General features: G+C 61.4%; 20 protein-coding genes and 1 pseudogene. 10 read left to right on the top strand and 11 right to left on the bottom strand.

From position 1 onward, the window contains the following. Positions 1-31 precede the first annotated feature (31 nt). Positions 32-1,804, top strand: a complete 1,773-nt coding sequence (locus tag O7B34_RS01280) for an AMP-binding protein (protein ID WP_337144578.1) — start codon at positions 32-34, stop codon at positions 1,802-1,804. Positions 1,805-1,811: 7 nt separating this feature from the next. Here the strand turns inward: O7B34_RS01280 and O7B34_RS01275 are convergent, their stop codons facing one another. Further along, entirely contained in the window at positions 1,812-3,356 is a 1,545-nt protein-coding gene (locus O7B34_RS01275) for an alpha/beta fold hydrolase (RefSeq protein WP_337144577.1), read from the bottom strand. 210 nt (positions 3,357-3,566) lie between these two features. Between O7B34_RS01275 and O7B34_RS01270 the strand changes: the two genes are divergently transcribed. Further along, complete coding sequence (locus O7B34_RS01270; RefSeq protein ID WP_337144576.1) at positions 3,567-4,199, top strand: class I SAM-dependent methyltransferase; 633 nt, start codon at positions 3,567-3,569, stop codon at positions 4,197-4,199. 91 nt (positions 4,200-4,290) lie between these two features. On the opposite strand, the gene O7B34_RS01265 is transcribed toward O7B34_RS01270, so the two are convergent. Next, positions 4,291-5,199, bottom strand: coding sequence for a hydrogen peroxide-inducible genes activator (locus O7B34_RS01265; RefSeq protein WP_140504564.1), 909 nt, complete (start codon positions 5,197-5,199; stop codon positions 4,291-4,293). A 179-nt stretch (positions 5,200-5,378) separates the two neighbouring features. Between O7B34_RS01265 and katG the strand changes: the two genes are divergently transcribed. After that, entirely contained in the window at positions 5,379-7,580 is a 2,202-nt protein-coding gene (katG, locus tag O7B34_RS01260; protein ID WP_337144575.1) for a catalase/peroxidase HPI, read from the top strand. Positions 7,581-7,649: 69 nt separating this feature from the next. On the opposite strand, the gene O7B34_RS01255 is transcribed toward katG, so the two are convergent. Further along, on the bottom strand, positions 7,650-8,327 hold the full coding sequence (locus O7B34_RS01255) for an MIP family channel protein (RefSeq protein WP_027146615.1): 678 nt from the start codon (positions 8,325-8,327) through the stop codon (positions 7,650-7,652). Positions 8,328-8,643: 316 nt separating this feature from the next. Between O7B34_RS01255 and O7B34_RS01250 the strand changes: the two genes are divergently transcribed. The 3 genes from O7B34_RS01250 to O7B34_RS01240 all read left to right on the top strand — a co-directional run bounded on the left by O7B34_RS01250 (position 8,644) and on the right by O7B34_RS01240 (position 11,172). Continuing rightward, positions 8,644-9,933: an RsmB/NOP family class I SAM-dependent RNA methyltransferase gene (locus O7B34_RS01250; protein ID WP_337144574.1), complete on the top strand. Its 1,290-nt coding sequence runs from the start codon at positions 8,644-8,646 to the stop codon at positions 9,931-9,933. 140 nt (positions 9,934-10,073) lie between these two features. Beyond that, positions 10,074-10,532 carry a PaaI family thioesterase gene (locus O7B34_RS01245; RefSeq protein ID WP_027146613.1) on the top strand — a complete coding sequence of 153 codons (459 nt, stop codon included), beginning with the start codon at positions 10,074-10,076 and terminating at the stop codon, positions 10,530-10,532. Between the two features lie 4 nt (positions 10,533-10,536). After that, positions 10,537-11,172 carry a 5'-methylthioadenosine/S-adenosylhomocysteine nucleosidase gene (locus O7B34_RS01240; RefSeq protein WP_337144573.1) on the top strand — a complete coding sequence of 212 codons (636 nt, stop codon included), beginning with the start codon at positions 10,537-10,539 and terminating at the stop codon, positions 11,170-11,172. A gap of 12 nt (positions 11,173-11,184) precedes the next feature. On the opposite strand, the gene O7B34_RS01235 is transcribed toward O7B34_RS01240, so the two are convergent. Further along, the gene (locus O7B34_RS01235) at positions 11,185-11,502 is read right to left on the bottom strand and encodes a hypothetical protein (RefSeq protein WP_337144572.1); all 318 of its coding nucleotides are present in this window, start codon (positions 11,500-11,502) and stop codon (positions 11,185-11,187) included. An 86-nt stretch (positions 11,503-11,588) separates the two neighbouring features. Between O7B34_RS01235 and O7B34_RS01230 the strand changes: the two genes are divergently transcribed. The 3 genes from O7B34_RS01230 to O7B34_RS01220 all read left to right on the top strand — a co-directional run bounded on the left by O7B34_RS01230 (position 11,589) and on the right by O7B34_RS01220 (position 15,262). Further along, complete coding sequence (locus tag O7B34_RS01230) at positions 11,589-12,071, top strand: MarR family winged helix-turn-helix transcriptional regulator (RefSeq protein ID WP_337144571.1); 483 nt, start codon at positions 11,589-11,591, stop codon at positions 12,069-12,071. 56 nt (positions 12,072-12,127) lie between these two features. After that, the gene (gene guaA, locus O7B34_RS01225) at positions 12,128-13,690 is read left to right on the top strand and encodes a glutamine-hydrolyzing GMP synthase (RefSeq protein ID WP_337144570.1); all 1,563 of its coding nucleotides are present in this window, start codon (positions 12,128-12,130) and stop codon (positions 13,688-13,690) included. A 315-nt stretch (positions 13,691-14,005) separates the two neighbouring features. Next, complete coding sequence (locus O7B34_RS01220; RefSeq protein ID WP_337139587.1) at positions 14,006-15,262, top strand: tyrosine-type recombinase/integrase; 1,257 nt, start codon at positions 14,006-14,008, stop codon at positions 15,260-15,262. Here the strand turns inward: O7B34_RS01220 and O7B34_RS01215 are convergent. Together O7B34_RS01215 and O7B34_RS01210 are read right to left on the bottom strand one after the other, a co-directional pair. Continuing rightward, a complete protein-coding gene (locus O7B34_RS01215; RefSeq protein ID WP_442920929.1) occupies positions 15,252-15,644 on the bottom strand; it encodes a helix-turn-helix transcriptional regulator in 393 nt (130 codons plus the stop codon). The genes O7B34_RS01220 and O7B34_RS01215 overlap by 11 nt on opposite strands. 129 nt (positions 15,645-15,773) lie before the next feature. Continuing rightward, on the bottom strand, positions 15,774-15,968 hold the full coding sequence (locus tag O7B34_RS01210) for a hypothetical protein (RefSeq protein WP_337139588.1): 195 nt from the start codon (positions 15,966-15,968) through the stop codon (positions 15,774-15,776). Positions 15,969-16,250: 282 nt separating this feature from the next. Here O7B34_RS01210 and hemN point away from each other — a divergent pair, with 282 nt between their 5' ends. Next, positions 16,251-17,585, top strand: a complete 1,335-nt coding sequence (gene hemN, locus O7B34_RS01205; protein ID WP_337145174.1) for an oxygen-independent coproporphyrinogen III oxidase — start codon at positions 16,251-16,253, stop codon at positions 17,583-17,585. Positions 17,586-18,186: 601 nt separating this feature from the next. Here the strand turns inward: hemN and O7B34_RS01200 are convergent. The 5 genes and pseudogenes from O7B34_RS01200 to O7B34_RS01180 all read right to left on the bottom strand — a co-directional run bounded on the left by O7B34_RS01200 (position 18,187) and on the right by O7B34_RS01180 (position 21,860). Then, positions 18,187-18,483, bottom strand: coding sequence for a hypothetical protein (locus tag O7B34_RS01200; protein WP_337139589.1), 297 nt, complete (start codon positions 18,481-18,483; stop codon positions 18,187-18,189). A 418-nt stretch (positions 18,484-18,901) separates the two neighbouring features. Beyond that, on the bottom strand, positions 18,902-19,591 hold the full coding sequence (locus O7B34_RS01195) for a response regulator transcription factor (RefSeq protein ID WP_337129109.1): 690 nt from the start codon (positions 19,589-19,591) through the stop codon (positions 18,902-18,904). A gap of 512 nt (positions 19,592-20,103) precedes the next feature. Then, positions 20,104-20,361: an exopolysaccharide production repressor protein gene (locus O7B34_RS01190; protein ID WP_337144569.1), complete on the bottom strand. Its 258-nt coding sequence runs from the start codon at positions 20,359-20,361 to the stop codon at positions 20,104-20,106. 26 nt (positions 20,362-20,387) lie between these two features. After that, positions 20,388-20,622: pseudogene (locus O7B34_RS01185) on the bottom strand (4Fe-4S binding protein); the annotation flags it as partial. Between the two features lie 668 nt (positions 20,623-21,290). After that, complete coding sequence (locus tag O7B34_RS01180) at positions 21,291-21,860, bottom strand: sugar O-acetyltransferase (protein ID WP_337145173.1); 570 nt, start codon at positions 21,858-21,860, stop codon at positions 21,291-21,293. Between the last annotated feature and the right edge of the window lie 657 nt (positions 21,861-22,517).

The following is a 22,517-nucleotide window of genomic DNA, read 5'->3' as shown; positions in this document are numbered from 1 at the left end:
ATAGGTTCGGCCAGTCTTGGAGGAGACAGCGATGCCGGTCAATCTCGACGAGCTGAAGAACGCCACCAATCTGCGCGGCCGTGGCGCGCGTGCTGGCGGCGTCTTTATCGCGCCCGTGGATGGCAGGGCGCATGTCTCGGGCGATCGCGGCGTGCCGCTGCTCGACAAGACCATTCCAGCACTTTTCTCCGACACCGTCAGCAAATACGGCACGCTCGATGCCGCCGTCTTTGTCGGCCAGGACAAGCGCTTCACCTGGAGCGAACTGTCGGACACGGTGGATGCGCTGGCCGCCGGCTTCCTGGCACTCGGTCTCCAGAAGGGCGACCGGGTCGGCATCTGGTCACCCAACCGGTGGGAATGGCTGGTGACGCAGTTCGCCACCGCCCGCATCGGCCTGATCCTGGTCAACATCAATCCCGCCTACCGGCTGACCGAACTGGAGTATGCCCTGAACAAGGTCGGCTGCAAGGCCTTGGTGACGGCGGCCAGCTTCAAGACCTCGGACTATCTCGGCATGATCGAGACGCTGGCGCCGGAGATCGCCACGGCAACACCGGGCAAGCTGAAGGCCAGCAAGTTGCCGGCGCTCAGGGTCGTCATCCGCATGGGCGAGGAGAACTCGCCAGGCATGTTCAATTTCGGCGACGTGCTGGCCATGGCTGGGCGCGACGAGCATGACAGCCTTGACCGCATTTCCGAGGGATTGAAGCCGGGCGATGCGATCAACATCCAGTTCACCTCGGGCACGACGGGGGCACCCAAGGGCGCGACGCTCACCCATCTGAACATCGTCAACAACGGCAATTTCGTCACCTCGGCCATCAAGCTCACCGTCGAAGACCGGCTCTGCATCCCTGTGCCGCTCTATCATTGCTTCGGCATGTCGATGGGCACCATGGGTTGCGTGTCGAAGGGCGCGACCATGGTTTTCCCCTGCGAGGGCTTTGATCCGGGCCTAACGTTGAAAGCCGTGTCGCAGGAGCGCTGCACCGGCCTCTATGGCGTGCCGACCATGTTCGTCGGCATGCTCGACCATCCGGACTTTTCATCCTTCGATCTGTCCAGCCTGCGCACCGGCATCATGGCCGGTTCGCCATGCCCGATCGAGGTGATGAAGAAGGTGGTGTCGCTGATGCATATGGCGCAAGTGACCATCGCCTACGGCATGACCGAGACCAGTCCGGTCTCGTTCCAGAGCAGCGTTGACGATCCGCTGGAAAAGCGCGTCTCGACCGTCGGGCGCATCCATCCGCATGTCGAGGTCAAGGCGATCGACGCCGATGGCGCCACCGTTGCCGTCGGCGCGCCGGGCGAGCTTTGCACGCGCGGCTATTCGGTGATGAAGGGCTATTGGGACGACGACGAAAAGACCCGCGAGGCGATCGATAGCGATGGCTGGATGCACACCGGCGACCTCGCCACTATCGACGCCGAGGGCTATTGCAACATTGTCGGCCGCGTCAAGGACATGGTCATCCGCGGCGGCGAGAACGTCTATCCCAGAGAGGTCGAGGAATTCCTCTACCGCCATCCCAAGGTGCGGGAAGTCCAGGTCTTCGGCATTCCCGACGCCAAATATGGCGAGGAGTTGTGCGCCTGGATCGTCCTCAAGCCCGGCCAGGTCGCCACCGAACAGGAGATCAAGGCCTTCTGCGCCGGCCAGATCGCCCACTACAAGGTGCCGCGCCACATCCGCTTCCGCACCGAATTGCCGATGACGGTGACCGGCAAGCCGCAGAAATTCCTGATGCGTCAGGCGATGGTGGAAGAGCTTGGACTGGTGACGCAGAAGACGGCGTGAGGCCGGATCAGCCGCGTCGCACCAGCGCGCCGATGCTGTCGAGCAGCACCTGCTGGTCGCCGACCCAGAACCAGTGGTCGTCGCCGTCGACCTCGATGAACCGCGCGCCGGGAATCCTGGCCGCGAGGAACCGCCCGGCCTCGATGCGCACGGCGCGGTCGCCGGAACGGTGGAGGACCATCGTCGGGGCGGAGACTTTTGCCAGGAGGTGACGGACATCGGCGTCCCGCAATGCCTCGAGCAGGCCCGCGACCGCGCCCGGGCTGGAGGCTGCCCTGAGCAATCCGGCCCACCAAGTCCTCGCCTGACGGTCGCCAGTGAGGCTTGGGGCGAAGGTTTCGATTTCCGCCGGGCCACCCCAGCCCGCGAGCAGGCGTCGCTTCCAAAGATCATACTGCGCGACGGTCAAGGCGTAGGGATAGTCAGGCGCGCGGCTGCCTTTCGCAAGCGAGCCCCACAGGACAAGGCCTGTCAGCCGATCGGGATGCTCGACCGCAAAACGGATACAGCCCGGCCCACCCTCCGACGCGCCGACGAGCAAGGCCCGGCGGCTGCCGGCCGCATTCATGACCGCCAGAATATCCTGCGCCGTCGCCTCGACTGTGGGACGGGCACCGACGCGGTCGGAAAGCCCCATGCCGCGCCGGTCGAAGAGGATCAGGCGACCCAGGCGCGAAATCGCGGTCAGCCAGGCGCGGCAGCCCGGGTCTTCCCAGATACGCTCGACATGCGAAATAAAGCCGGGAACGAGCACGATGTCCGTCGGGCCGCTACCGACGATCTGGTACGCGATGTGGATGCCGTCGACCGCGACATAGCGCGTTCTGGGCACGTCCAAGGTGGTGTCCTGAGTTGGCTCGCGCAGCATGGCCAGCGTGGCGGGGTTCGGCGCTACGCCGAGTTCGTCCCGCAACAGCCGGATGCACGTCTCGATCTGACGCTCCGCCGCCGCCCCGTCGCCTGCCGCCAGGTGGGCACGGATCAAGTGGCGGTGCGCGCTTTCGCTCAGGGGGTCGAGTGCCGCCAGCCGCGTCGCATGAACGATCGCGCCGCGCGGCTCGCCGCCGGCGATCTTGGCTTCGACGAGCCGCTCCAGCGCTTGCACCAAGCGGCCGCGCAAGGTCTCCCGCCGGAAGAAGACCCATTCTTCGAATTCCGGACAGTCCGGCAGCGAGAAGCCGGCGAGATGATCGGCTTTGTAGATATCGGCTGCGGCGTCGAGAGAGCCGGAATTGCAGGCATGCTCGAAAACCCTGGTGTCGATCCCGGCGGACAATGCTGGGTGCAGGCTGAGGGAGCCGCCTGTGGCGGCGATGATCTCACTGCCGAACGCGATGCGGATTTTATAGAGTGTCCGCCGAAGGCGGGCGCGTGCGGCCTGATCGTCGGTCTCGGGCCACAAAAGCGTGGCGGCGACCTCGCGCGCCACCGGCCCGCTGGCCTCGGCGATATAGATGAGGAGGGCTGCCGCCTTGCGCAGGGCGAGTTCCACCCGCCGGCCGTTCAAGCGGAACTCCGGAAAACCCAGAAATCGGAATTCCAATTGCTCCATCGATCCGACCACCGCCATCCAGGGACGTTGAGGGGACGCCGGCCTTCTATCCATCCCCACGACGTCGGGCCGATCGGGCCCGATCATGAGACTCCCTTGGAGCGAGAAATGTCACTGGTCAATACTCCCACCTACCATTGCACGTCAGGGCCCGTTGCCGGCGGTGGCATCCCTTCCGGTGCCGCCAGCACACGGCTAGGAGGCTGAAGCATGTGCCAATCCTGTCTCTCCTGGTACGCGCGCTGCATTGCTCCCTACCTCGTCCACGCCGGCTGTTCGGCCAGCGCCTTCGCGCATATGCGAAGGCGCTTGATCCCGCGGGCAGGGGGCGTGGTGGTCGAGGTCGGTTTCGGGTCCGGCCTGAACCTTCCCTATTACGACGCCGGCAGGGTGAAACGGTTGGTCGGCGTCGATCCCGACGGCACGATGCTGGGTCTGGCCGAACCGAAGACCCGTTCCTTGCCATTCGATGTCGACTGTATCCGGGCCAGCGGTGAAAGACTGCCCTTGACCGACAGCTTCGCCGACACGGTCGTCGTCACCTATGCCTTCTGCACCATCCCGGACCCTGAGGTGGCGCTGACCGAGATCCGGCGCATCCTGAAGCCCACGGGCCGGCTGATCTTCATCGAGCACGGCCAGGCCGAAGGGCCGCGTTGCCGCCGATGGCAGGAGCGTCTGAACCGGCTGTGGGGCCGGCTCGCCGGCGGCTGCCATCTCAACCGCGACCCATTGCAGCTGATCCGGGCGGCGGGCTTCCATATCGTCGAAGCGGAGCGTGATCGGTTTCGGTTACCCTTCTGGCAGTTGGGAAGCCATCATGCCGGCATCGCGATACCCTGACAGGTTGACGTCATCGGTTCCCCGTCTCCGATGGCTCTGCGCCGAACCCGGCTCTCGCACGCGCGAGGTCCGGCGCGGGATTGTTCGCTTCTCACGCCACCAGCATCACCGCACCGAGGCCCCGGATAATTTTCGCCAGTTCGACGCATTCGCCGTGCCGCGCATTGTTGCGCCGCCAGGCTAGGCAGATCATGCGCTGCGGCATCGGCTCCTGGAACGGCACGATCTTGAGATCGGGGATAGTGCCGGCAGGGCCCGCCGCCATTTCGGGGATGAGAGTGACGCCGAGCCCGTGCGCCACCATCTGCAAAAGCGTGGTCAGGCTGGTCGCGCCATAGCTTGCCATTGCCACCGGCCGCACATTGCCGCAGACGGCCAGCGCCTGTTCGCGCAGGCAATGGCCTTCTTCCAGCAGCATCAGTCTTTCCAGCGCCGGGCTCTCGGGCGGAACCGGCGGCGAGGCAAAGGCCGGATCGCCTGATGGCACGGCCAGGAAGAACCGGTCGGGAAACAGCGCTTCGGTGATTAGCCCGGGATGGTCGAGCGGAAGCGCGGCGATGAAGGCATCGAGTTTTCGCGATGCGGTGTCCTCGACCAGGGAGGTGGTGACCGCCTCGCGCAGTTCGAGCAGCAGGGCCGGGAAATGCTTCTTCAGTTCGGGCAAGGCGCGCGGCAGAAGATAGGGCGCGACGGTCGGGATGATGCCCAACCGGAAGCGTCCCTCCATGGCGGTGCGGCCGCGCCGGGCCGTCGTTTCCACGTCACGTATGTCAGCCAGGATGCGCTCGATGCGTGGCAACAGGGCGACCGCTTCGTCCGTCATGCGCACCGACTTGCCGCCGCGTTCGAACAGCCGGCAGTTCAGCCGTTGCTCCATTTCTGCGATCTGGGAGGACAGCGCCGGCTGGCTGACACCTGCAAGTTTCGCCGCACGCCCGAAATGCAGCGTCTGCGCCAGCGCGTCGAAATAATGCATCTGGCGAACTGTCAGTCCGATCATGCAGTCAAGCCTACCATAAGAAAATCCTATCGAAATAAACAGGAAAGGCAATTTGTTTTTATCGTCAGTGTGGCCTAGTCTGGGGTGGTTCCAGATTGGCGCGGGCCGCTGGCCGCCCCCAAAATCTCGGCAAAAATCAACCTCGGCAAAATCAAACCTCGGCAAAATTGGAGTGAGAGATGGACGCGAAAACCGACGACAACAGCGCGGGCAAATGCCCTGTTGCGCATGGATCCGCCAGCCGGACCAACCGCGACTGGTGGCCGAACCAGCTTGACCTCGGCGTTCTCCACCAGCAGTCGAACCTGTCGGACCCGATGGGCGAGGACTTCGATTATGCCAAGGAATTCGCGAGTCTCGACCTCGATGCGGTGGTCAAGGACCTGCATAAGGTCATGACGGATTCGCAGGACTGGTGGCCGGCCGACTTCGGCCATTATGGGCCGCTCTTCATCCGCATGGCCTGGCACAGCGCCGGCACCTATCGCATCGGCGACGGTCGCGGCGGGGCCGGAGCGGGCCAGCAGCGTTTCGCGCCGCTGAACAGCTGGCCTGATAACGCCAATCTTGACAAGGCGCGCCGGCTGCTGTGGCCGGTCAAGCAGAAATACGGCCGCAAGATTTCCTGGGCCGACCTGTTGATCCTCACCGGCAACGTCGCGCTGGAATCGATGGGCTTCAAGACCTTCGGCTTCGCCGGTGGCCGCGCCGACGTTTGGGAGCCGGAGCAGGACGTCGACTGGGGCTCCGAGACCAAGTGGCTTGGCGACGAGCGCTATTCGGGCGACCGTGAGCTGCATGGCCATCTCGGCGCCGTGCAGATGGGCTTGATCTACGTCAACCCGGAAGGCCCGAACGGCAAGCCGGACCCGATCGCCGCCGCGCGCGACATCCGCGAAACCTTCGCTCGCATGGCGATGAACGACGAGGAAACCGTGGCGCTGATCGCCGGCGGCCACACCTTTGGCAAGACCCATGGCGCCGGTGATGCCTCGCTGGTAGGGGCCGAGCCGGAAGGCGCCGGCATAGAGGCGCAGGGCCTCGGCTGGTCGAGCAAGTATGCGTCGGGCACTGCCGGCGATGCCATCACCTCCGGCCTCGAAGTCACCTGGACAACGACGCCTACCAAGTGGAGCAACAATTTCTTCGACAACCTGTTCAACTACGAATGGGAACTGACGAAGAGCCCGGCAGGCGCCCATCAGTGGACGCCGAAGGGTGGCGCCGGTGCCGGCACGGTGCCGGATGCGCACGACCCTTCGAAGCGTCGCGCGCCGGCCATGCTGACCACCGACCTCGCGCTGCGGGCCGACCCGGCCTACGAGAAGATCTCGCGGCGTTTCCACCAACATCCGGATCAGTTCGCCGATGCCTTCGCCCGCGCCTGGTTCAAGCTGACCCACCGCGACATGGGTCCGGTCGTCCGCTATCTCGGCCCGTTGGTGCCGAAGGAAGAGCTGATCTGGCAGGATCCGATCCCGGCGGTCGACCATGAACTGGTCAGCGACCAGGACATCGCATCGCTGAAGGCCAAGATCCTGGCCTCCGGCCTGTCGGTTTCCGAACTGGTCTCGACTGCCTGGGCCTCGGCTTCGACCTTCCGCAACTCCGACAAGCGCGGCGGCGCCAACGGTGCCCGCATCCGGCTGGCACCGCAGAAGGACTGGGACGTCAACCAGCCGGCCGAGCTAGCGAAGGTGCTTGCCAAGCTCGAAGGCATTCGGAAGGAGTTCAACGCTGGCGGCAAGAAGGTCTCGCTTGCCGACCTGATCGTGCTCGGTGGTGTCGCGGCCGTCGAGAAGGCTGCGAAGGATGGCGGCAACGACGTGAAGGTGCCGTTCACGCCCGGCCGCATGGATGCCTCGCAGGAGCAGACGGATGTCCACTCCTTTGCCGCTCTCGAGCCGAAAATCGACGGCTTCCGCAACTATGTCAGAGGCAAGCAGCCCATGTCGGTCGAAGCCATGCTGGTCGACCGGGCGCAGTTGCTGGGCCTGACGGCGCCGGAGCTGACGGTGCTTGTTGGCGGCCTGCGGGTGCTCGGCGCTAACACCGGCCAGTCAAAGCATGGCGTGTTCACCGACAGGCCGGGTACGCTGACCAACGACTTCTTCGTCAATCTGCTCAGCATGAGCACGGTGTGGGATCCGGCTGCCGGCTCCGAGCCGGGCGCGGAAGAGGTCTACGAGGCGCGCGACCGCAGGACCAAGGCCGTCAAGTGGACCGGCACCCGCGCCGATCTGATCTTCGGCTCGCATGCGCAGCTGCGTGCCTTGGCCGAAGTCTACGGATCGGCGGACGCCGGGCAGAAATTTGCCCGGGATTTCGTTGCGGCATGGACCAAGGTGATGAACGCCGACCGGTTTGATATCGCTGCCTGATCCGAATTCAAGTCGTACAAAAAAAGGCGCGGGCCGTAGCCCGCGCCTTTTGCATTCAAGCTCCGGCAATCAATCCTTCTCGAAAATACGCGCCTTGGCGACGACTCCGGCAATGGCGCCGCCGATCAACGGCGCGACGATGAACAGCCAGAGCTGGCTGAGTGCGGCACCGCCGGTAAACAGCGCCGGACCGATGGAGCGCGCCGGATTGACCGAGGTGCCGGTGACCGGGATCATGGCGAAGTGAATGCCGGCCAGCGTCAAGCCGATGACCAGACCGGCAAAAGCCGTCGAGTGCTTTTCAGCGGTAACGCCGAGGATTACCGTGACGAAGGTGAAGGTGCCGATCAGCTCCCACAGGAACGCCGAGCTCATGCCCCATTTCGTCTCGTCCCAGCCATTCGCGCCGAAGCCGCCTGTGTGGCCGCCGGTCTGGCCGGAAACGATGATCCACAACGCCAGCGAGGCGATGATGGCGCCGATGATCTGCGCGATCCAATAGGGGATGACGTCCTTGGCCGGCAGCCGGCCGGCAAGGAAGACGCCGAGTGTCACCGCCGGATTGAGATGCGCGCCCGAAATCGGGCCGATCGCATAGGCCGCCGCGATTAGTCCGATGCCGAATGCCAGGCCGATGCCTTCCTGGCCAAGCGGCAGCGCGCCGCCGAAGCCGCCCGTCACCACGGACGCCGTACCGATGAACACCAACAGAAATGTGCCTAGAACTTCCGCCAGATAAGTCTTCATTGCCCTCTCCTCGTGACGATCCGCCGGTCCACGGTTTCCGCGCCGCGAATCATGGCGGCAAGAGTATTCCCAACCGGAAAACTTGGAAAGCAGAGCGGTTGCGCCGCAAGTCGTCCTTGCGGCCGCCAGTTAACAACATTAGAAATCTTGCATCTACTGGTCTCTCTGCTGCTAGCGGCTGCGGAGATTTACTGGTCGGACAGGTTTGCCGACCATGGCCAGCTTGTGCTCGCGGCGAGACCGAGCGGGGTTCAATCCGGACGTGAAAGGCTCTAAGAGCAGACCAGATAATGTGCTCGATTTGATGGAATGACGAATGCGACTGGGCGGACGGCTGGCTGCGGCTATCGAAGTGCTGGAGGACATTGGCCGGCGTCACCGGCCGGTGGCCGACGCGCTGAAGGACTGGGGCCTGTCACATCGCTTCGCCGGCGGTGGTGATCGCGCCGCGATCGGCAACATCGTCTACGACGCGCTGCGCCACAAGCGCTCTGCCGGCTGGTTGCTGGGCGAAGACACGCCGCGCGCCATCGGCTTCGGAGCGCTGTTGCTCGAATGGAACCAGACGGGGCAGTCGCTCAATGCTGCGCTCGAAGGCGACAAGTTCGCGCCGCCGCTGCTCAGCGCCACGGAACTCAAGGCAATCGCGGAACGCCGGCTTGCCGACGCGCCGCCCGCGGTTCGCGCCGACATACCCGATTGGTGCGAACCGCTTTTCGAGCGGGCCTTTGGCGAGACATGGGTCGAGGAGGGCGCGGCGCTGGCCACGCGTCCGCCGCTCGACATCCGGGTCAACACGCTTCAAGCCGATCGCGTCAAGGTCTTGGCCGAACTGGAGCAGACCGGTGCCAGTGTCGCACGGATCGCACCCTACGGTATCCGCATCCCGCCGATCGACGGTGACGGCCGACACCCGAACGTGCAGGCCGAGCCGGCCTTCCAGAAAGGCTGGTTCGAAGTCCAGGACGAGGGGTCGCAAATTGCGGCAGCGCTTGCCGGCGCGACGGCCGGCATGCAGGTGCTTGACTTCTGCGCCGGCGCCGGCGGCAAGACGCTGGCGCTGTCGGCGGCGATGGACAATCACGGCCAGATCTTTGCCCATGATGCTGAAAAGGCGCGGCTGGCGCCAATCTTCGACCGCATCCGCCGCTCGGAAAATCGCAATGTGCAGGTGGCCACCAAGCCGGCCGAGCTTGCCCCGCTGGTCGGTCACATGGACATCGTGCTGGTCGATGCCCCCTGCACCGGCAGCGGTACCTGGCGGCGTCGTCCCGATGCCAAATGGCGGCTGACACAGAGACAGCTCGACGCCCGCAAGGGCGAGCAGGCGACGATCCTCGATGCCGCCAGGATGTATGTCAAACCCGGCGGCCTGCTGGTCTATATCACCTGCTCGGTGTTCGACGAGGAGAATGGCGAACAGGTCATGGCGTTTCGTGAGCGCAGCAGCGGCTTTGCTCCGGTCGATCACCGTGCTCTCTGGGACGGCCGTTTTCCGGGCCACCAAGCAGCGGCGCGGATCGGCGCTGGCGGCGATATTTCCCTGTCGCCGGCGCTGAGCGGCACTGATGGGTTCTATTTCTGCGCGCTGCGCCGGACCAACTGAGCCCTGCCGCATCCGCCGGCAGTTCGCGGCCACTCGGCCGGCGACGGCCTACGAGACCAATTGTTGCAGTGCAGCAATTGAGATTGCCTGCCGCCGATCCCTCTGCAATAAGCTTTGCCAGACAAACGAAGGCAACGGCGATGGCAGCGAAGATCGTACCGGCTCCAGACTATGAGGATCGCGTCCGGGCGTCCTTCGCACGCCAGCAGGCGATGGCGACGATCGGCGCCGAATTGACTTTGGTGACACCCGGCATAATCGAGATCGAGATGCCCTATTCGGCGGCGCTGACCCAGCAGCATGGCTTCCTGCATGCAGGCGTCATTTCGACGGCGCTGGACTCGGCTTGCGGCTATGCGGCATTCTCGCTCATGCCTGAGAATTCCGGCGTGCTGACCATTGAATTCAAGGTCAACCTTCTGGCGCCGGGCCGGGGCGAACGCTTTCTGTTCCGCGGTTCGGTGACCAAACCCGGCCGTACCATTATCGTTGCCGACGGCCAAGCCTATGCCTTCGCCGCCGACGGCGAGGCCAAGCTGATCGCCACCATGACCGGCACCATGATGACGATGGTTGGTCGCGACGGTATAGCGGGGTGAGCCGATGAGCAATGTCGTGCGCATTGGCGGCAAGAATGTGCTCTTCGTCATGGCGGCGCAGGCCGAATATGGCCCGCATCTGCAGCGGCTGTTCACCCCGCTGATGACGGGCGTCGGCCCGGTCGAAGCAGGCGTACGGCTGGGCGCCGAGCTCTCCTGGTTGAAATCTACAAAAGCATTGCCGGACCTCGTCGTTTCGCTGGGCTCGGCCGGCAGCCGCAAGCTGGAACAGGCTGAAATCTACCAGGCCGCTTCGGTGAGCTATCGCGACATGGACGCTTCGCCGCTCGGCTTCGAGAAGGGCGCGACGCCTTTCCTCGACCTGCCGGTGACGGTGCCGCTGCCTCTCGTTATTCCAGGCATCAGAAGCGCCACGCTCTCGACCGGCGGCGCGATCGTCACCGGTGCCGCTTACGACGCGATCGACGCCGATATGGTCGACATGGAGACCTTCGCCTGCTTGCGTGCCTGTCAGCTTTTCGACATTCCGCTGATCGGCCTGCGCGGCATTTCCGACGGCGCGGCCGATCTGCGCCATGTCAACGACTGGACGGAATATCTGCACGTCATCGACGAGAAGCTGGCCGTGGCGATCGAGTCGCTCGAACGGGCGATCGGTGGCGGCCTGCTCGAGGGCTGACTGTTCTTCGGATCAAGCGGCCAGGCGCTGCGGATCGCCGAAATCGATGCGTGAGACGCGTCCGCGCACGGCGCCTGTTGCGTCGATATAATTGATCGCTCCCGGTGTATGATCGAGTTTCCACGCGCCGGCGGGGCCGTCTTTCCATTCGACCTTGTAGCCGTCGTCCAGCAGCGCCCAAAGTCCGTGGAAGCGTGTGCCGTCCGGTAGGAGCATGTGCGCCCGATCTTCAGTTTCATAGTGGACGAAGGCGTGCTTGCCTCCCATGTCGATGACATGCGTGGTTCCGACCATGATAATGGCCAGCGTGTCCATGTTCAGTATCGTCATTATACCTGTCCATGGGTTCGCGTTTCGAAAGAGTCTCGACTGGATGAATATCGTCAAGTATCTTGACTATACGGAGTCTGGAGTAAATGGTCAAGCAACCTGACGAAAAAACCGAAGCGTTGCCGGATCATGTCGGCTGGCGGCTATGGCAGGCGAGCCGTGCCTGGCAGGTGGAATTTGCTGCCGCCATGCGGGCCGCTGGCCACGCCTGGTTCAGCGAGGCGCGCGCCGGGCTGCTCGGGCACATCCCCCGCAACGGCACGCGTCAGTCGGTATTGATCGAGCGCGCGGCCACCACCAAGCAAGCGGTTCAGCAATTGCTCGACGGTCTGGAGGCGGAAGGCGTGCTGGAGCGGTTGCCCGATCCACGGGACGGGCGCGGCAAATTTGTGCGCTATACCCGCAAGGGTCTGGATGCCTTGCGCGATGGCGACCGCATCAAGCTTCAGATCGAGCGCGGCTATATCGATCGCATCGGCGAGCAGCGGTTCGCGGCGCTTATGGACGCCTTGCGCACACTTGACGCGGGGCGGGGCGACGCATCGGCAGGACCATCGGGGCCGAAGTGAGCGGCGCGACCGCGCAACCCATTGCGCCGACTCGTTTCTTTCTCTAAAGGCTCGCCATGACGACAGCCAATCACACCGACACCGTCCTGATTGTCGATTTCGGCAGCCAGTTTACCCAGCTCATCGCCCGCCGCATCCGCGAGGCCGGCGTGTTTTCCGAGATCGTGCCGTTCCAGTCGGCCGAAGCCGCGTTCAAGCGCATCAATCCGAAAGCTGTGATCCTGTCCGGCGGCCCCGCCTCGACATCGGACATCGGCAGCCCGCGCGCGCCACAGATCGTCTTCGACGCCGGTGTGCCGGTGCTGGGCATCTGTTACGGCCAGATGGCCATGTGCGTGCAGATGGGCGGCGTCGCCGAAAGCTCCAACCATCGCGAATTCGGCCGCGCCTTCGTCGAGATCGAGAAGGACAGTCCGCTGTTCGAGGGGCTTTGGGCGACCGGCCAGCGCCATCAGGTGTGGATGAGCCATGGCGATCGCGTCATCGCCCTGCCGCCGGGCTTCGAGGTGTTCGGCAAATCGGAAAGCTCGCCTTTCGCCATCTTCGGCAATGTCGAGCGCAGGATGTACGGCATCATGTTCCACCCGGAGGTGGTGCACACACCCGACGGCGCCCGGCTGCTCAGGAATTTCGTCCACAACATCGCCGGCATCGAAGGTGACTGGACGATGCGCGCCTATCGCGAACACGCGGTCGAGGCGATCCGCAAGCAGGTCGGCAAGGGCAAGGTCATCTGCGCGCTGTCGGGCGGCGTGGACTCCTCGGTCGCCGCCCTTCTGATCCATGAGGCGGTCGGCGACCAGCTGACCTGCATTCTCGTCGACCACGGCCTGATGCGCAAGGACGAGGCCGCCGGTGTGGTGGCGATGTTCCGCCAGCATTACAATCTGCCGCTGATCCTTGTCGATGCTTCGGAAAAATTCATCTCCGCGCTGGAAGGCGAGGCCGATCCGGAAAAGAAGCGCAAGACTATCGGCCGGCTGTTCATCGAGGTGTTCGAGGACGAGGCGAAGAAGCTCGGCGGCGCCGATTTCCTGGCACAAGGCACGCTCTATCCCGACGTCATCGAAAGCGTCTCCTTCACCGGCGGCCCGTCGGTGACGATCAAGTCGCACCACAATGTCGGCGGCCTGCCCGAGCGCATGAACATGCAACTGGTCGAGCCGTTGCGCGAACTGTTCAAGGACGAGGTGAGGGCGCTAGGCAAGGAGCTCGGTCTGCCCGAAAGCTTCATCGGACGCCATCCGTTCCCAGGCCCCGGTCTTGCCATCCGCTGCCCTGGCGGCATCACCCGCGAGAAGCTGGAGATCCTGCGCGAGGCCGACGCCATCTATCTCGACGAGATCCGCAAGGCTGGCCTCTATGACGCGATCTGGCAGGCCTTCGCCGTGTTGTTGCCGGTGCAGACTGTCGGCGTGATGGGCGACGGCCGCACCTACGAATTCGTCTGTGCGCTGCGTGCAGTCACTTCGGTCGACGGCATGACGGCTGATTTCTATCACTACGACATGGCCTTCCTGGGTGCCGCCGCCACCCGCATCATCAACGAAGTGCGCGGCATCAACCGTGTGGTGTACGACGTGACCTCGAAGCCGCCTGGCACAATCGAGTGGGAATGAAATGATGTTGTTCAGAGACTATCGCCACCTATCGAAACGTGCACCTAAACCACTGAAAAATAATGAAATTGCTCTCTTTGACTATCGGTCCCTATCGCGGACAAGCGCTTGGATTTGACGGTAAAGCTGACGGTAAAGGATTTTAGCTCACCTGTTGATTTTGCCATTACCGTCAGCCAGATTTCGAGCGTGACGGTAAAATATTTTGACTAACTGATTGATGTAGCAAGATTAATAAGAACAAGTTGCATGGAAGTCGTCTGACGGTAAAATCGAGGGTAATGAGTGCATTTCCGACCCCCGAGAGGATGTCCTATGCTCACTGATACCGCTCTCAAGTCCCTGAAACCAAAGGACAAAACGTACAAGGTTGCAGACCGTGACGGTATGTACGTCACCGTCTCCCCGACAGGATTAATCACGTTCAGGTATGACTACCGTTTGAATGGAAGACGAGAGACCCTGACAATTGGGCGATATGGTCGTGGAGGCATCTCCCTTGGACAGGCGAGAGAGAAATGCCTCGATGCTCGGCGCGCGACGGCCGAGGGCCTGTCCCCAGCGCGTGAGAAACAGCGAGAGAAGCGCCGTAATTCAGAGGCGAAAACTTTCAATGAGGTTGCTGAGCGCTGGATCAAGGAAGCCAGGATGGCCGACAGCACGCGTTCGATGCGGAAAGCCATCCTCAACCGTGACATTGTTCCCGCCTGGAAGAACCGCTTTCTCACCGAAATTACCTCTGACGACCTGCGTGAGCTCTGCGCCAAGGTGAAAGAACGCGGGGCGCCGGCCACCGCCATCCATGTGCGCGATATCATTAAGCAGATCTACGGGTTTGCCATCTTGCATGGCACCAAGATCGCCAATCCCGCTGATGAAGTTGGGCCGGCTTCGATCGCGACCTTTGTACCCAAGGATCGCGCTCTCACGCCCGCCGAAATTCGGATCATGCTCAATCAACTCGAGCATGTGCCGACCCTGCCGACGATCCGGCTCGGATTAAGGCTGATCCTGTTGACCATGGTGCGCAAGAGCGAATTGCTAAACGCCGTCTGGGCCGAGGTGGACTTCGAGAACTCAGTCTGGACCATCCCGAAGGAACGAATGAAGCGATCCAAGGCGCACAATGTCTATCTGTCACAACAGTCGATGGACATTCTCATCGCGCTAAAGACCTGTGCCGGGAATTCTCGGTATATCCTGCCGTCACGTTACGAGGCAGATGAGCCCATGTCTCGCGCGACATTCAATCGGGTCACCTATGCCGTTGTCGAGCGGACAAAGAAAGAGGGCCTAACATTGGAGGCCTTTACAGTGCACGATCTTCGACGCACCGGCTCGACGCTTCTCAACGAAATGGGATTTAACGGGGATTGGATTGAGAAATGTCTCGCCCATGAAGACGGCCGGTCTTCTCGCGGCGTCTACAACAAGGCTGAATACGAACAGCAGCGTCGCCATATGCTCCAAGAATGGGCTGACATGGTTGACGCGTGGGTGGAAGGGCGGAAGCGCGTTCCAACGCTTTATCCACCGGCCATGCAGTTGCTCCCGTTGGAAGCTACCGTCTGACTGGACGTGTCTTGCGCTTCCTCACGTCCGGTGGTGGAGCTTTCTTTGTCAAGGCTGCATTGGATGCACGGCGACGTTCCTCAACCCAGTCTTCCACCTCGGCCAAGTCCCAAACGACGCAACGCGGGGTCAGGTAAAACCGTCGCGGAAACTCGCCGCGCTGTTCCATTTCATAGATCGTGGTATCGGCTAAAGGGACGATCTTGCGAAGCTCGGTTCGCCGAATTGCCCGTTTGTTCGACGGGCGCGACGGCAATGAAAGGCCGTTGACGATACGGGCCATTTCCGCAGCCGGAGCACCGTCCTGCTGGTTTGGTTCTCGCTCCGATACACGTGCATCAGTTTCCATTTTCCCAATCACAGTCGATTCCAGATCACGCAATGTTGGACGACATGCTGGGTGCATCGTGCCTGGAAAGGAAGCTGGTCCCCCCATGCAGCGTGAAAAGGATTGCGCGGACCTGCAAAACGGACACGTTGCGCCAAGACAGCCAATGAGTTTCGAAGGCTACTACAGTGCTTCCGATATCGGCTCGGCTGCGCAATCGAGGTCAACTGCCCTTGAAGCCAGAAAAGCCATCGGTTCATGAAACTGGTGGCGTGGACGGCCGTCCAGTCGTTCCAAGCGGCGGGCGCTGTTCGACTGCTCGTAGGCCAGCGCGGCTCGTGCATCGCTGCCCCTTATCTCGCGCTGGAGCTCCATCATGTCGCGCTGCATATCCTGGGTGGCTTGCAGCAGGCCCCGATCATCATTGCCAAAGTTTTCGTCCCGGATGCCGGCATAACCCGCTCCTTCCTCCGAGCTAGTTCAGTTCGGCCCTGTCGTTTCAATCGTCGGCACTATCATTTGAGTCCGGGACAGCGAAGTCAGCAGCTAGCACTGAGATCGCTGTTAGCCTCCGGCTAAGTCGGACGGTTGACATAGCGCAAAGACACACGAGCGCGCAGCGGTGCAGAATAGGCCGATTTGAAGAAGGAACAACGTCGATTGCGGAGCTCAATCCTGACAAAATATGCGGACGCTGGCCCGCCTTGGTACACCATCTATCCGGCTGCTCCGCAGTTCTCCACCACGGTCGACGCCGAGGCTTGTAGGGAATGGCTGACCTGCCTGCCGGCTGAGGAACCCGTCTCGCTCTATGTCCACATCCCGTTCTGCCGCTCGTTATGCTGGTATTGCGGCTTCCCCACCGGAGCCACTCGGCGGGATGCGCCAATCCTCGATTATCTGGCGGTTCTGCGTGATGAGATCCGTTTGGTCGCGGAGCAAGCGCCGAAGCCGCTGCCAGTGAGCGACGTGCACTTCGGGGGCGGAACGCCGACCCTCATAGGACCTGCGGAGCTCCTGGCCCTAATGAAACTCCTGCGCCACCGTTTCGCGTTCAGGAAAACGGCGACGATCGCGGTCGAGATCGACCCGCGCACATTCACGACCGAGATGGCCGAGGCGCTAGGGGCAGCCGGCGTGACCCGCGCGAGTCTGGGTATTCAAAGCTTTGACCCCGTTGTTCAAAAAGCGATCAATCGGGTCCAGAGTGAAGCAGAGACGTCAGCCGCCACGGAGACCTTGCGCCATAATGGAGTGAGCCGTGTCAATTTCGATCTTGTTTACGGTCTCCCCAATCAGACAGTGCAGTCATGCGTTCAGACCGCGGCGGCAGCGGTAGCCATGCATCCCGACCGACTTGCAGTGTTCGGCTACGCGCATGTTCCGACCTCTAGGAAAAACCAGCGCCTGATCGATGAGGCAGCGCTGCCGGACATCACTGCGCGCGCGGAACAGGCCGAAGCCGTGGCCGAGACCCTGATTGCCGCCGGCTACCGCCAGATCGGGCTTGACCATTTCGCTCTGCCTCATGACGAGCTCGCGCTGGCGCACAAAGCCGGTCGCCTACGGCGTAACTCCCTAGGTTACTCGGCCGACACCTGTAAAACTGTGATCGGCTGTGGTGCGTCGGCCATAGGGCGTCTCGGCGATGGTTACGTCCAAAACGAAGTTGCTATCAGTTCCTACAGCCGTCACATCAGAGCCGGCCGCTTGGCGACGTCCAAGGGCTACCATCTCACTGGCGAAGATCGCCTCAGATCTGCAATCATCGAGCGGCTGATGTGCGATTTGGAGGCCGACGTGCCAGCAATCTGTGCAGCCCACGGATTTGACTCGAACCCTCTTCTCGAGTCGGCTAAAAGCTTGGCGATGCTCGCCGACGATGGGATAGTGGATATCGAAAACGGTTGCATCCGCGTTAGGCACAAGCACCGCTTTGTAGTTCGGGCTGTTGCTGCTGTGTTCGACGCCTATGCCAATCGCTCATCCCGTTAGTACAATCAATTTTGAGCCGATCCAAAAGCATGACGGTCCTTTGCGAGCCGATATGCAACATCGATGTGAGGAGGACGGATTGCTAACGGCTGCCGCTTCCAGACATCCGGCCGCTTTTGGCCCAAGCGCGCGGAAGGACCTGTCGAGTCGTCTGGTGCTCCGGGCCGAGCCGGACTTGGCGGGCTCGGCCTTTCAGATTCCGCACAGATTTCGCTCGGGTCTCGGCGTGCGCGCAGCCTGCTTGTGCTCAAGCGCTGGGCAGGTGCGGATATCATGTGCGACGTCATCCATGAGGCGCTGCAGCAACTTGTTGCCAGGTAAACTGAGGCGGCCCTCGACCGCGTCGACTTGCGATCACTCGGATTAGAACCCGGATTCTCGGCCACCCAGCACGGGACAGCCGGCGCGGCTAGCTGCGATCCTAGTTCCCTTTGGTGGGTTTACCGAGCGCAGGATCATACCGACCGGCCGGCCTGTTGCGACCTCATATGGCTGGGTCGCCAAGAAGCGGCGCTGGGCGAGACCAGCCTTGAAGACCGAGAGCTGTGAACGACGTCCGCCGTCCCGGCGAGCTCGAGCGTCGTTTTGGCCGCGGCATTGCTCAGTGATCACAGATCCACCAGCACACGGCCAAGTCGGCTGGCGGTCCTGCGGTCTGGCAGGTGACCAGGCAGAAAACACGTCCGCTTTGAGCACAGGTCACGCCCGCCATCAGGCAGACTTCGGGCAATTCGCGGGGCCCGATCGGTGGGGTTCCGGTCGAGATCAAGGGCGACGTCATGACAGCAGCCGGAGGCGGAGCCGGGCGGTCCTCGGTTTCGGACGCAAATGATTTCAAGGGCACAAACAAGCCCAGAAAGCCAATCGCGGCCGATGCGAGCAGAGGGGATTTCTCCATTTATGTGTCTCCTTGATCAATTTGGAAAATGGTCTTGAAGCCGAACCCTGCGGGCCTTGAAGTCGCACAGCCATGCGCGTTGAAAGTGCTTCATCACCGGCGCGGCTAAAGAGGCTGACGCCAATCGCGCCAGTTACAGCTGCCCAAAGTACATCGTGTTGAGATGCATCATGCAACGCGGTTAAGTCTTTGCTCGGCGAGGAAATCTCTACATCGTTCAAGGGAATCCGGGACAGTGGCAGATAATTATTGGAAGCAAATGTGAATTTACTAGCGATCGAAATTATTGTGAACGAAGATCGGCGAAAACAGCTTTCCAGTGAGCCAGAAGAAGGCCTTGGTAGCCTGCTGCGTGATTTCCGTGTACATATAGTGTTATAACCACCACAAACCGGGAACATTGGTTCACGATCGCTGGTTACGCTTCTGGCGGCCTGTCATTTAGTTCGAGAACATAACCGATGCCCCGCACCGTCTTGATCGAAAGCGTCGCACCGGACTGGCCCAAAAGCGCGCGTAAGCGATAGATCCCCACTTCAAGCGCATTGCTCGAGACTTCCTCGTCGAAGGCATAGAGGCTGTCCACCAGGAGCTCGCGCGGCAACGTGCGACCCGCGCGATTGAGCAGATGCTCAAGAATGCATAGTTCGCGGCGCGGGATCTTCAGCGGCTGACCGCCAACGGAAACCTGGCGGCCGATTGGATCGAATGTGAGATTGCCAAACGTGACGATGGGGTCGGTCACCTGTGTTGATCGCCGCAGAACGGCTCTTATCCGCGCAATGAGCTCATCAGTCGAGACAGGCTTACGCAAGAAGTCATCCGCGCCCCCGTTGAAAATCGCGATTCGCGTATCGAGATCATCCAGGCTGCTCATCATAATAGCAGGAACCGAATGCCCCTCGCGCCTCAACTGCCTCAACCAATCTAACCCATCTCCATCCGGCAGGGCCAACTCGAGGAGGAGAATTTCGTAGCGTGCACAACCAAATGCAAGCGACGCCTCATCGAGAGTAGGCATCACGTCAACGGTGAAACCGCAGTCCAAGAGCGCTCCTTGCATCACTTGGGTAAGCTTTGCATGATGATCAACGAGTAGCGTTCGCATTTCGTGTCCTATCGAGAGGGCTTGGCACGGGAAGCGTTGTTGGGCGCTGTTGATGCGGGGAGCTTTTTTGATCGGCAGATGCGCGCTGTCGGCGCGGCCTGCCGGGGACGGCATTACAGAGCCTCAGCCCATCTATTTGCTGGACTTCGGGTATGCGCGGCCTCATGCCGGCCGCGCTTCTGCGCAGAGGATGGGCTAGACCCGGCGCAGATTGCCACGGGGTGCTAGCACGAACTCTGTTCGTTTGGCGGCCAAGTTGCCAGCCACAGGCGGCGTATGCGGAAGCCTGCCTTGGCCATGGCAAACGGACGCTCGATCGCCGGCGGGGGCGCGACCAAAGGTGAGCGGGTGGCTTTCGAATTTTGCTAGGTTTTCTCCGGCGGTGTGTGATTGAGCTATGCACGAGTCCTGCCAAAGTTCGTGTTCCCAAGAGAACCCGTCGCTGATTTCCAGCACCTCTTTCGCCATCGAAGTGACGCAATTCGCATGCAGAGGCTGCGACGTTGGAAAGTTCATTCCTCGTCCTCCCGACACGTTTGCGACTGGCGCCGAACTTCCTCGTCGCCATCAAAAAGCTCGGTCTTTCGTGCAGCGCAGCCGGACCGCCAGATCAGAAAGAGCACGCTTCCAAAATAGCCTGCCTGGAGAAGCAGTGCACAACTCAGCGTCTTGAGGATTGCCGCTCGGATGGAATGCGAGAGGAGATAGGCGCCCAGAGCATTGACGGGCAGGACCACCGCCAGGACGTGGCAAAACATTCTGAGGGGCACGCACGCTCTCCTGTTCGTCCGTCGGATCACGCTGCGGGGTTGTCGGCCGCAACCTGGTTGGCAGTGTTCTTCGGACAGACGGGAGCGCAGGCTCCGCAGCCGATGCAGCAGCCGTCATGGTCGAGACGATAGTCATGCGATTGAGCTCGCCATCGAAGTCGTCCCCGTCATCGCAGACGCCGAGGATTTCACCCGCGTCCTCCTCCCGTTGAGATGCAAGGCTTCGCGCGGGCAGACCTTGAAGCAGCGGCCGCAGCCAATCTGGCGCCGTCGCAGGTAAGGAACGGGCTGGTCATCGTGAATTCTCCACGCAGCGAGGTCTCTCTTTGCAGCGTCCCAACTCGGTAAACGTCGAACGTTTTCCCAGCGAAAGCTCTTATCCTGCGCCGGCCGACCGGGAGGTCCTCGGCTAGGTCGTGCAACTCATCATCAAGGGACGCCGAAAAAAAACGCCAGGCAGGCGATCTCTGTTCGCATCAGCTCTGGCGTTCCAGATCCATAGCTTTCGATAGCCGGCGTCCTCTCAAGTCCCCATGCTCTAAAAGGACTAGCTTTCGAGAAGCTGACGAATCTCAAAGGAATCGCGGTAAACGGAGCGCTTCAGAAACGAGCTGAAAAGCGGACAGATCCATCCGTTATGTGGAAAATGCTCTAACGAGCAGCGCCGATCAGCTTCTCAACAAGCTCACTTACAGCGTGAAGAGATCGGTTGCGCGCCCGCAACGGGGGAGACGTTTGCCGAGAAGCATCCCTCCCCGACCGACGGCATTCTCCGTCTGCTGGGGCGGGATGTCCGGCAATAGCGACCACCCGAAATCCATGTCCGCACGCGAGGCTCCTGATCTGCCTCGTGAGGTAGCGTCCGTTGGGCGGGTAGGTGATGGTGCTGGACTGACCGTGCTTGGAGGAGAGTTGCAACTGTGACCAGTTTAGTTGCTATCTGACGAGTAGTTTTCTCGCTCATCCGCAGAGATTTCTCGGATCACTCGACAAGGGTTACCAGCTGCAAACACTCCGGCTGGAATGTCGCGTGTTACGACACTGCCTGCACCGATCACAGTGCCTGATCCGATTGTCACGCCAGGCAAGATAATCGCCCCCGCTCCCACCCATACGTCCGATCCAATCTCAACCGGCTTTCCGTACAGCTGTTTCCGGCGAAGGGCAGCATTAAATGGATGCATTGGCGTCAGGATTTGGACGCCTGGACCAACGAGCCCGTGGTCACCTATGCGAACTCGACAGCAATCGAGTACTATGCAGTTAAAATTGAAAACTACGTGCATGCCTAATTCTATGTTGGAACCGTAATCGCAGAAAAATGGTGGCTGTACCGAAACAGTGTCTCCGCCTTTCCCGAAAATATGTTGGCAAAGGCTTCGACGTAGATCCTGGTCAGCTTCACTGGAAGAGTTTATCTTTTGGCACAGACCTCTTATCCTGTTTCTCTGTTCAACAAGCGAAGGATCCATAACATCGTAAAGCTCTCCGGATAGCATTTTTTCATTTTCGGTGCGCAGGCTCATTTCAACAATCTCACAGGGTACGACTTGATTTATATAAATTTGGAGTTAGGCGAAATGAGGCTCGGGAAAACGACAGCGGGAGCTTTTGCCTATGAAGCTTCCGCACGATGGTATCGCCATTGAGGGCGGATCGTCCGACGCCGTTCGGCGAGTTCCACAAGGTAGGCTAGTTCCAGTTCACTTTCCTTCCAAGCCAGGGTGCGTGAAAGGACTTCCACTCTCTTGCCGTTTTAACACGCGACAGTTTCCGATGTAGAAGGAGGCTTGAGAACAGTACGAGGCTTGCCGGTGGTTGAGCGTCTATACAGGTTGGGTGGGCCTTTTTGGCGTCCGCCGACGCCATTTAGCTTGGGCAGACCGCCGAGGTGGCCGCAGTGGACGTGTCCCTCGGCTGATGCTCGGCGTACACCTGCCGGGAGCCGGGCTATCGATAATTGTCCATGTACGCACTGTCCTAATCCTTGAACTGCTTTCCTAACGCAGCATCTCCCAAATTGTAAAATCGATTGCTTTAATAGGGGCCATCTACGGGATGGATGGCTGACGCAGGACTCTCAAGGCCCCGGACCTCAAGCTCCTCGTCGCGCTCGAGGCTTTGATGATCGACGGTAGCCTTACCGCTGCGGCACG

Origin of the sequence: Mesorhizobium sp. Cs1299R1N3, assembly GCF_037179625.1 — a bacterium.
GTDB classification, from domain to species: domain Bacteria; phylum Pseudomonadota; class Alphaproteobacteria; order Rhizobiales; family Rhizobiaceae; genus Mesorhizobium; species Mesorhizobium salmacidum.
The sequence above is the reverse complement of the archived record's forward strand: the minus strand, read 5'-3'. Positions and strand labels throughout refer to the sequence as shown.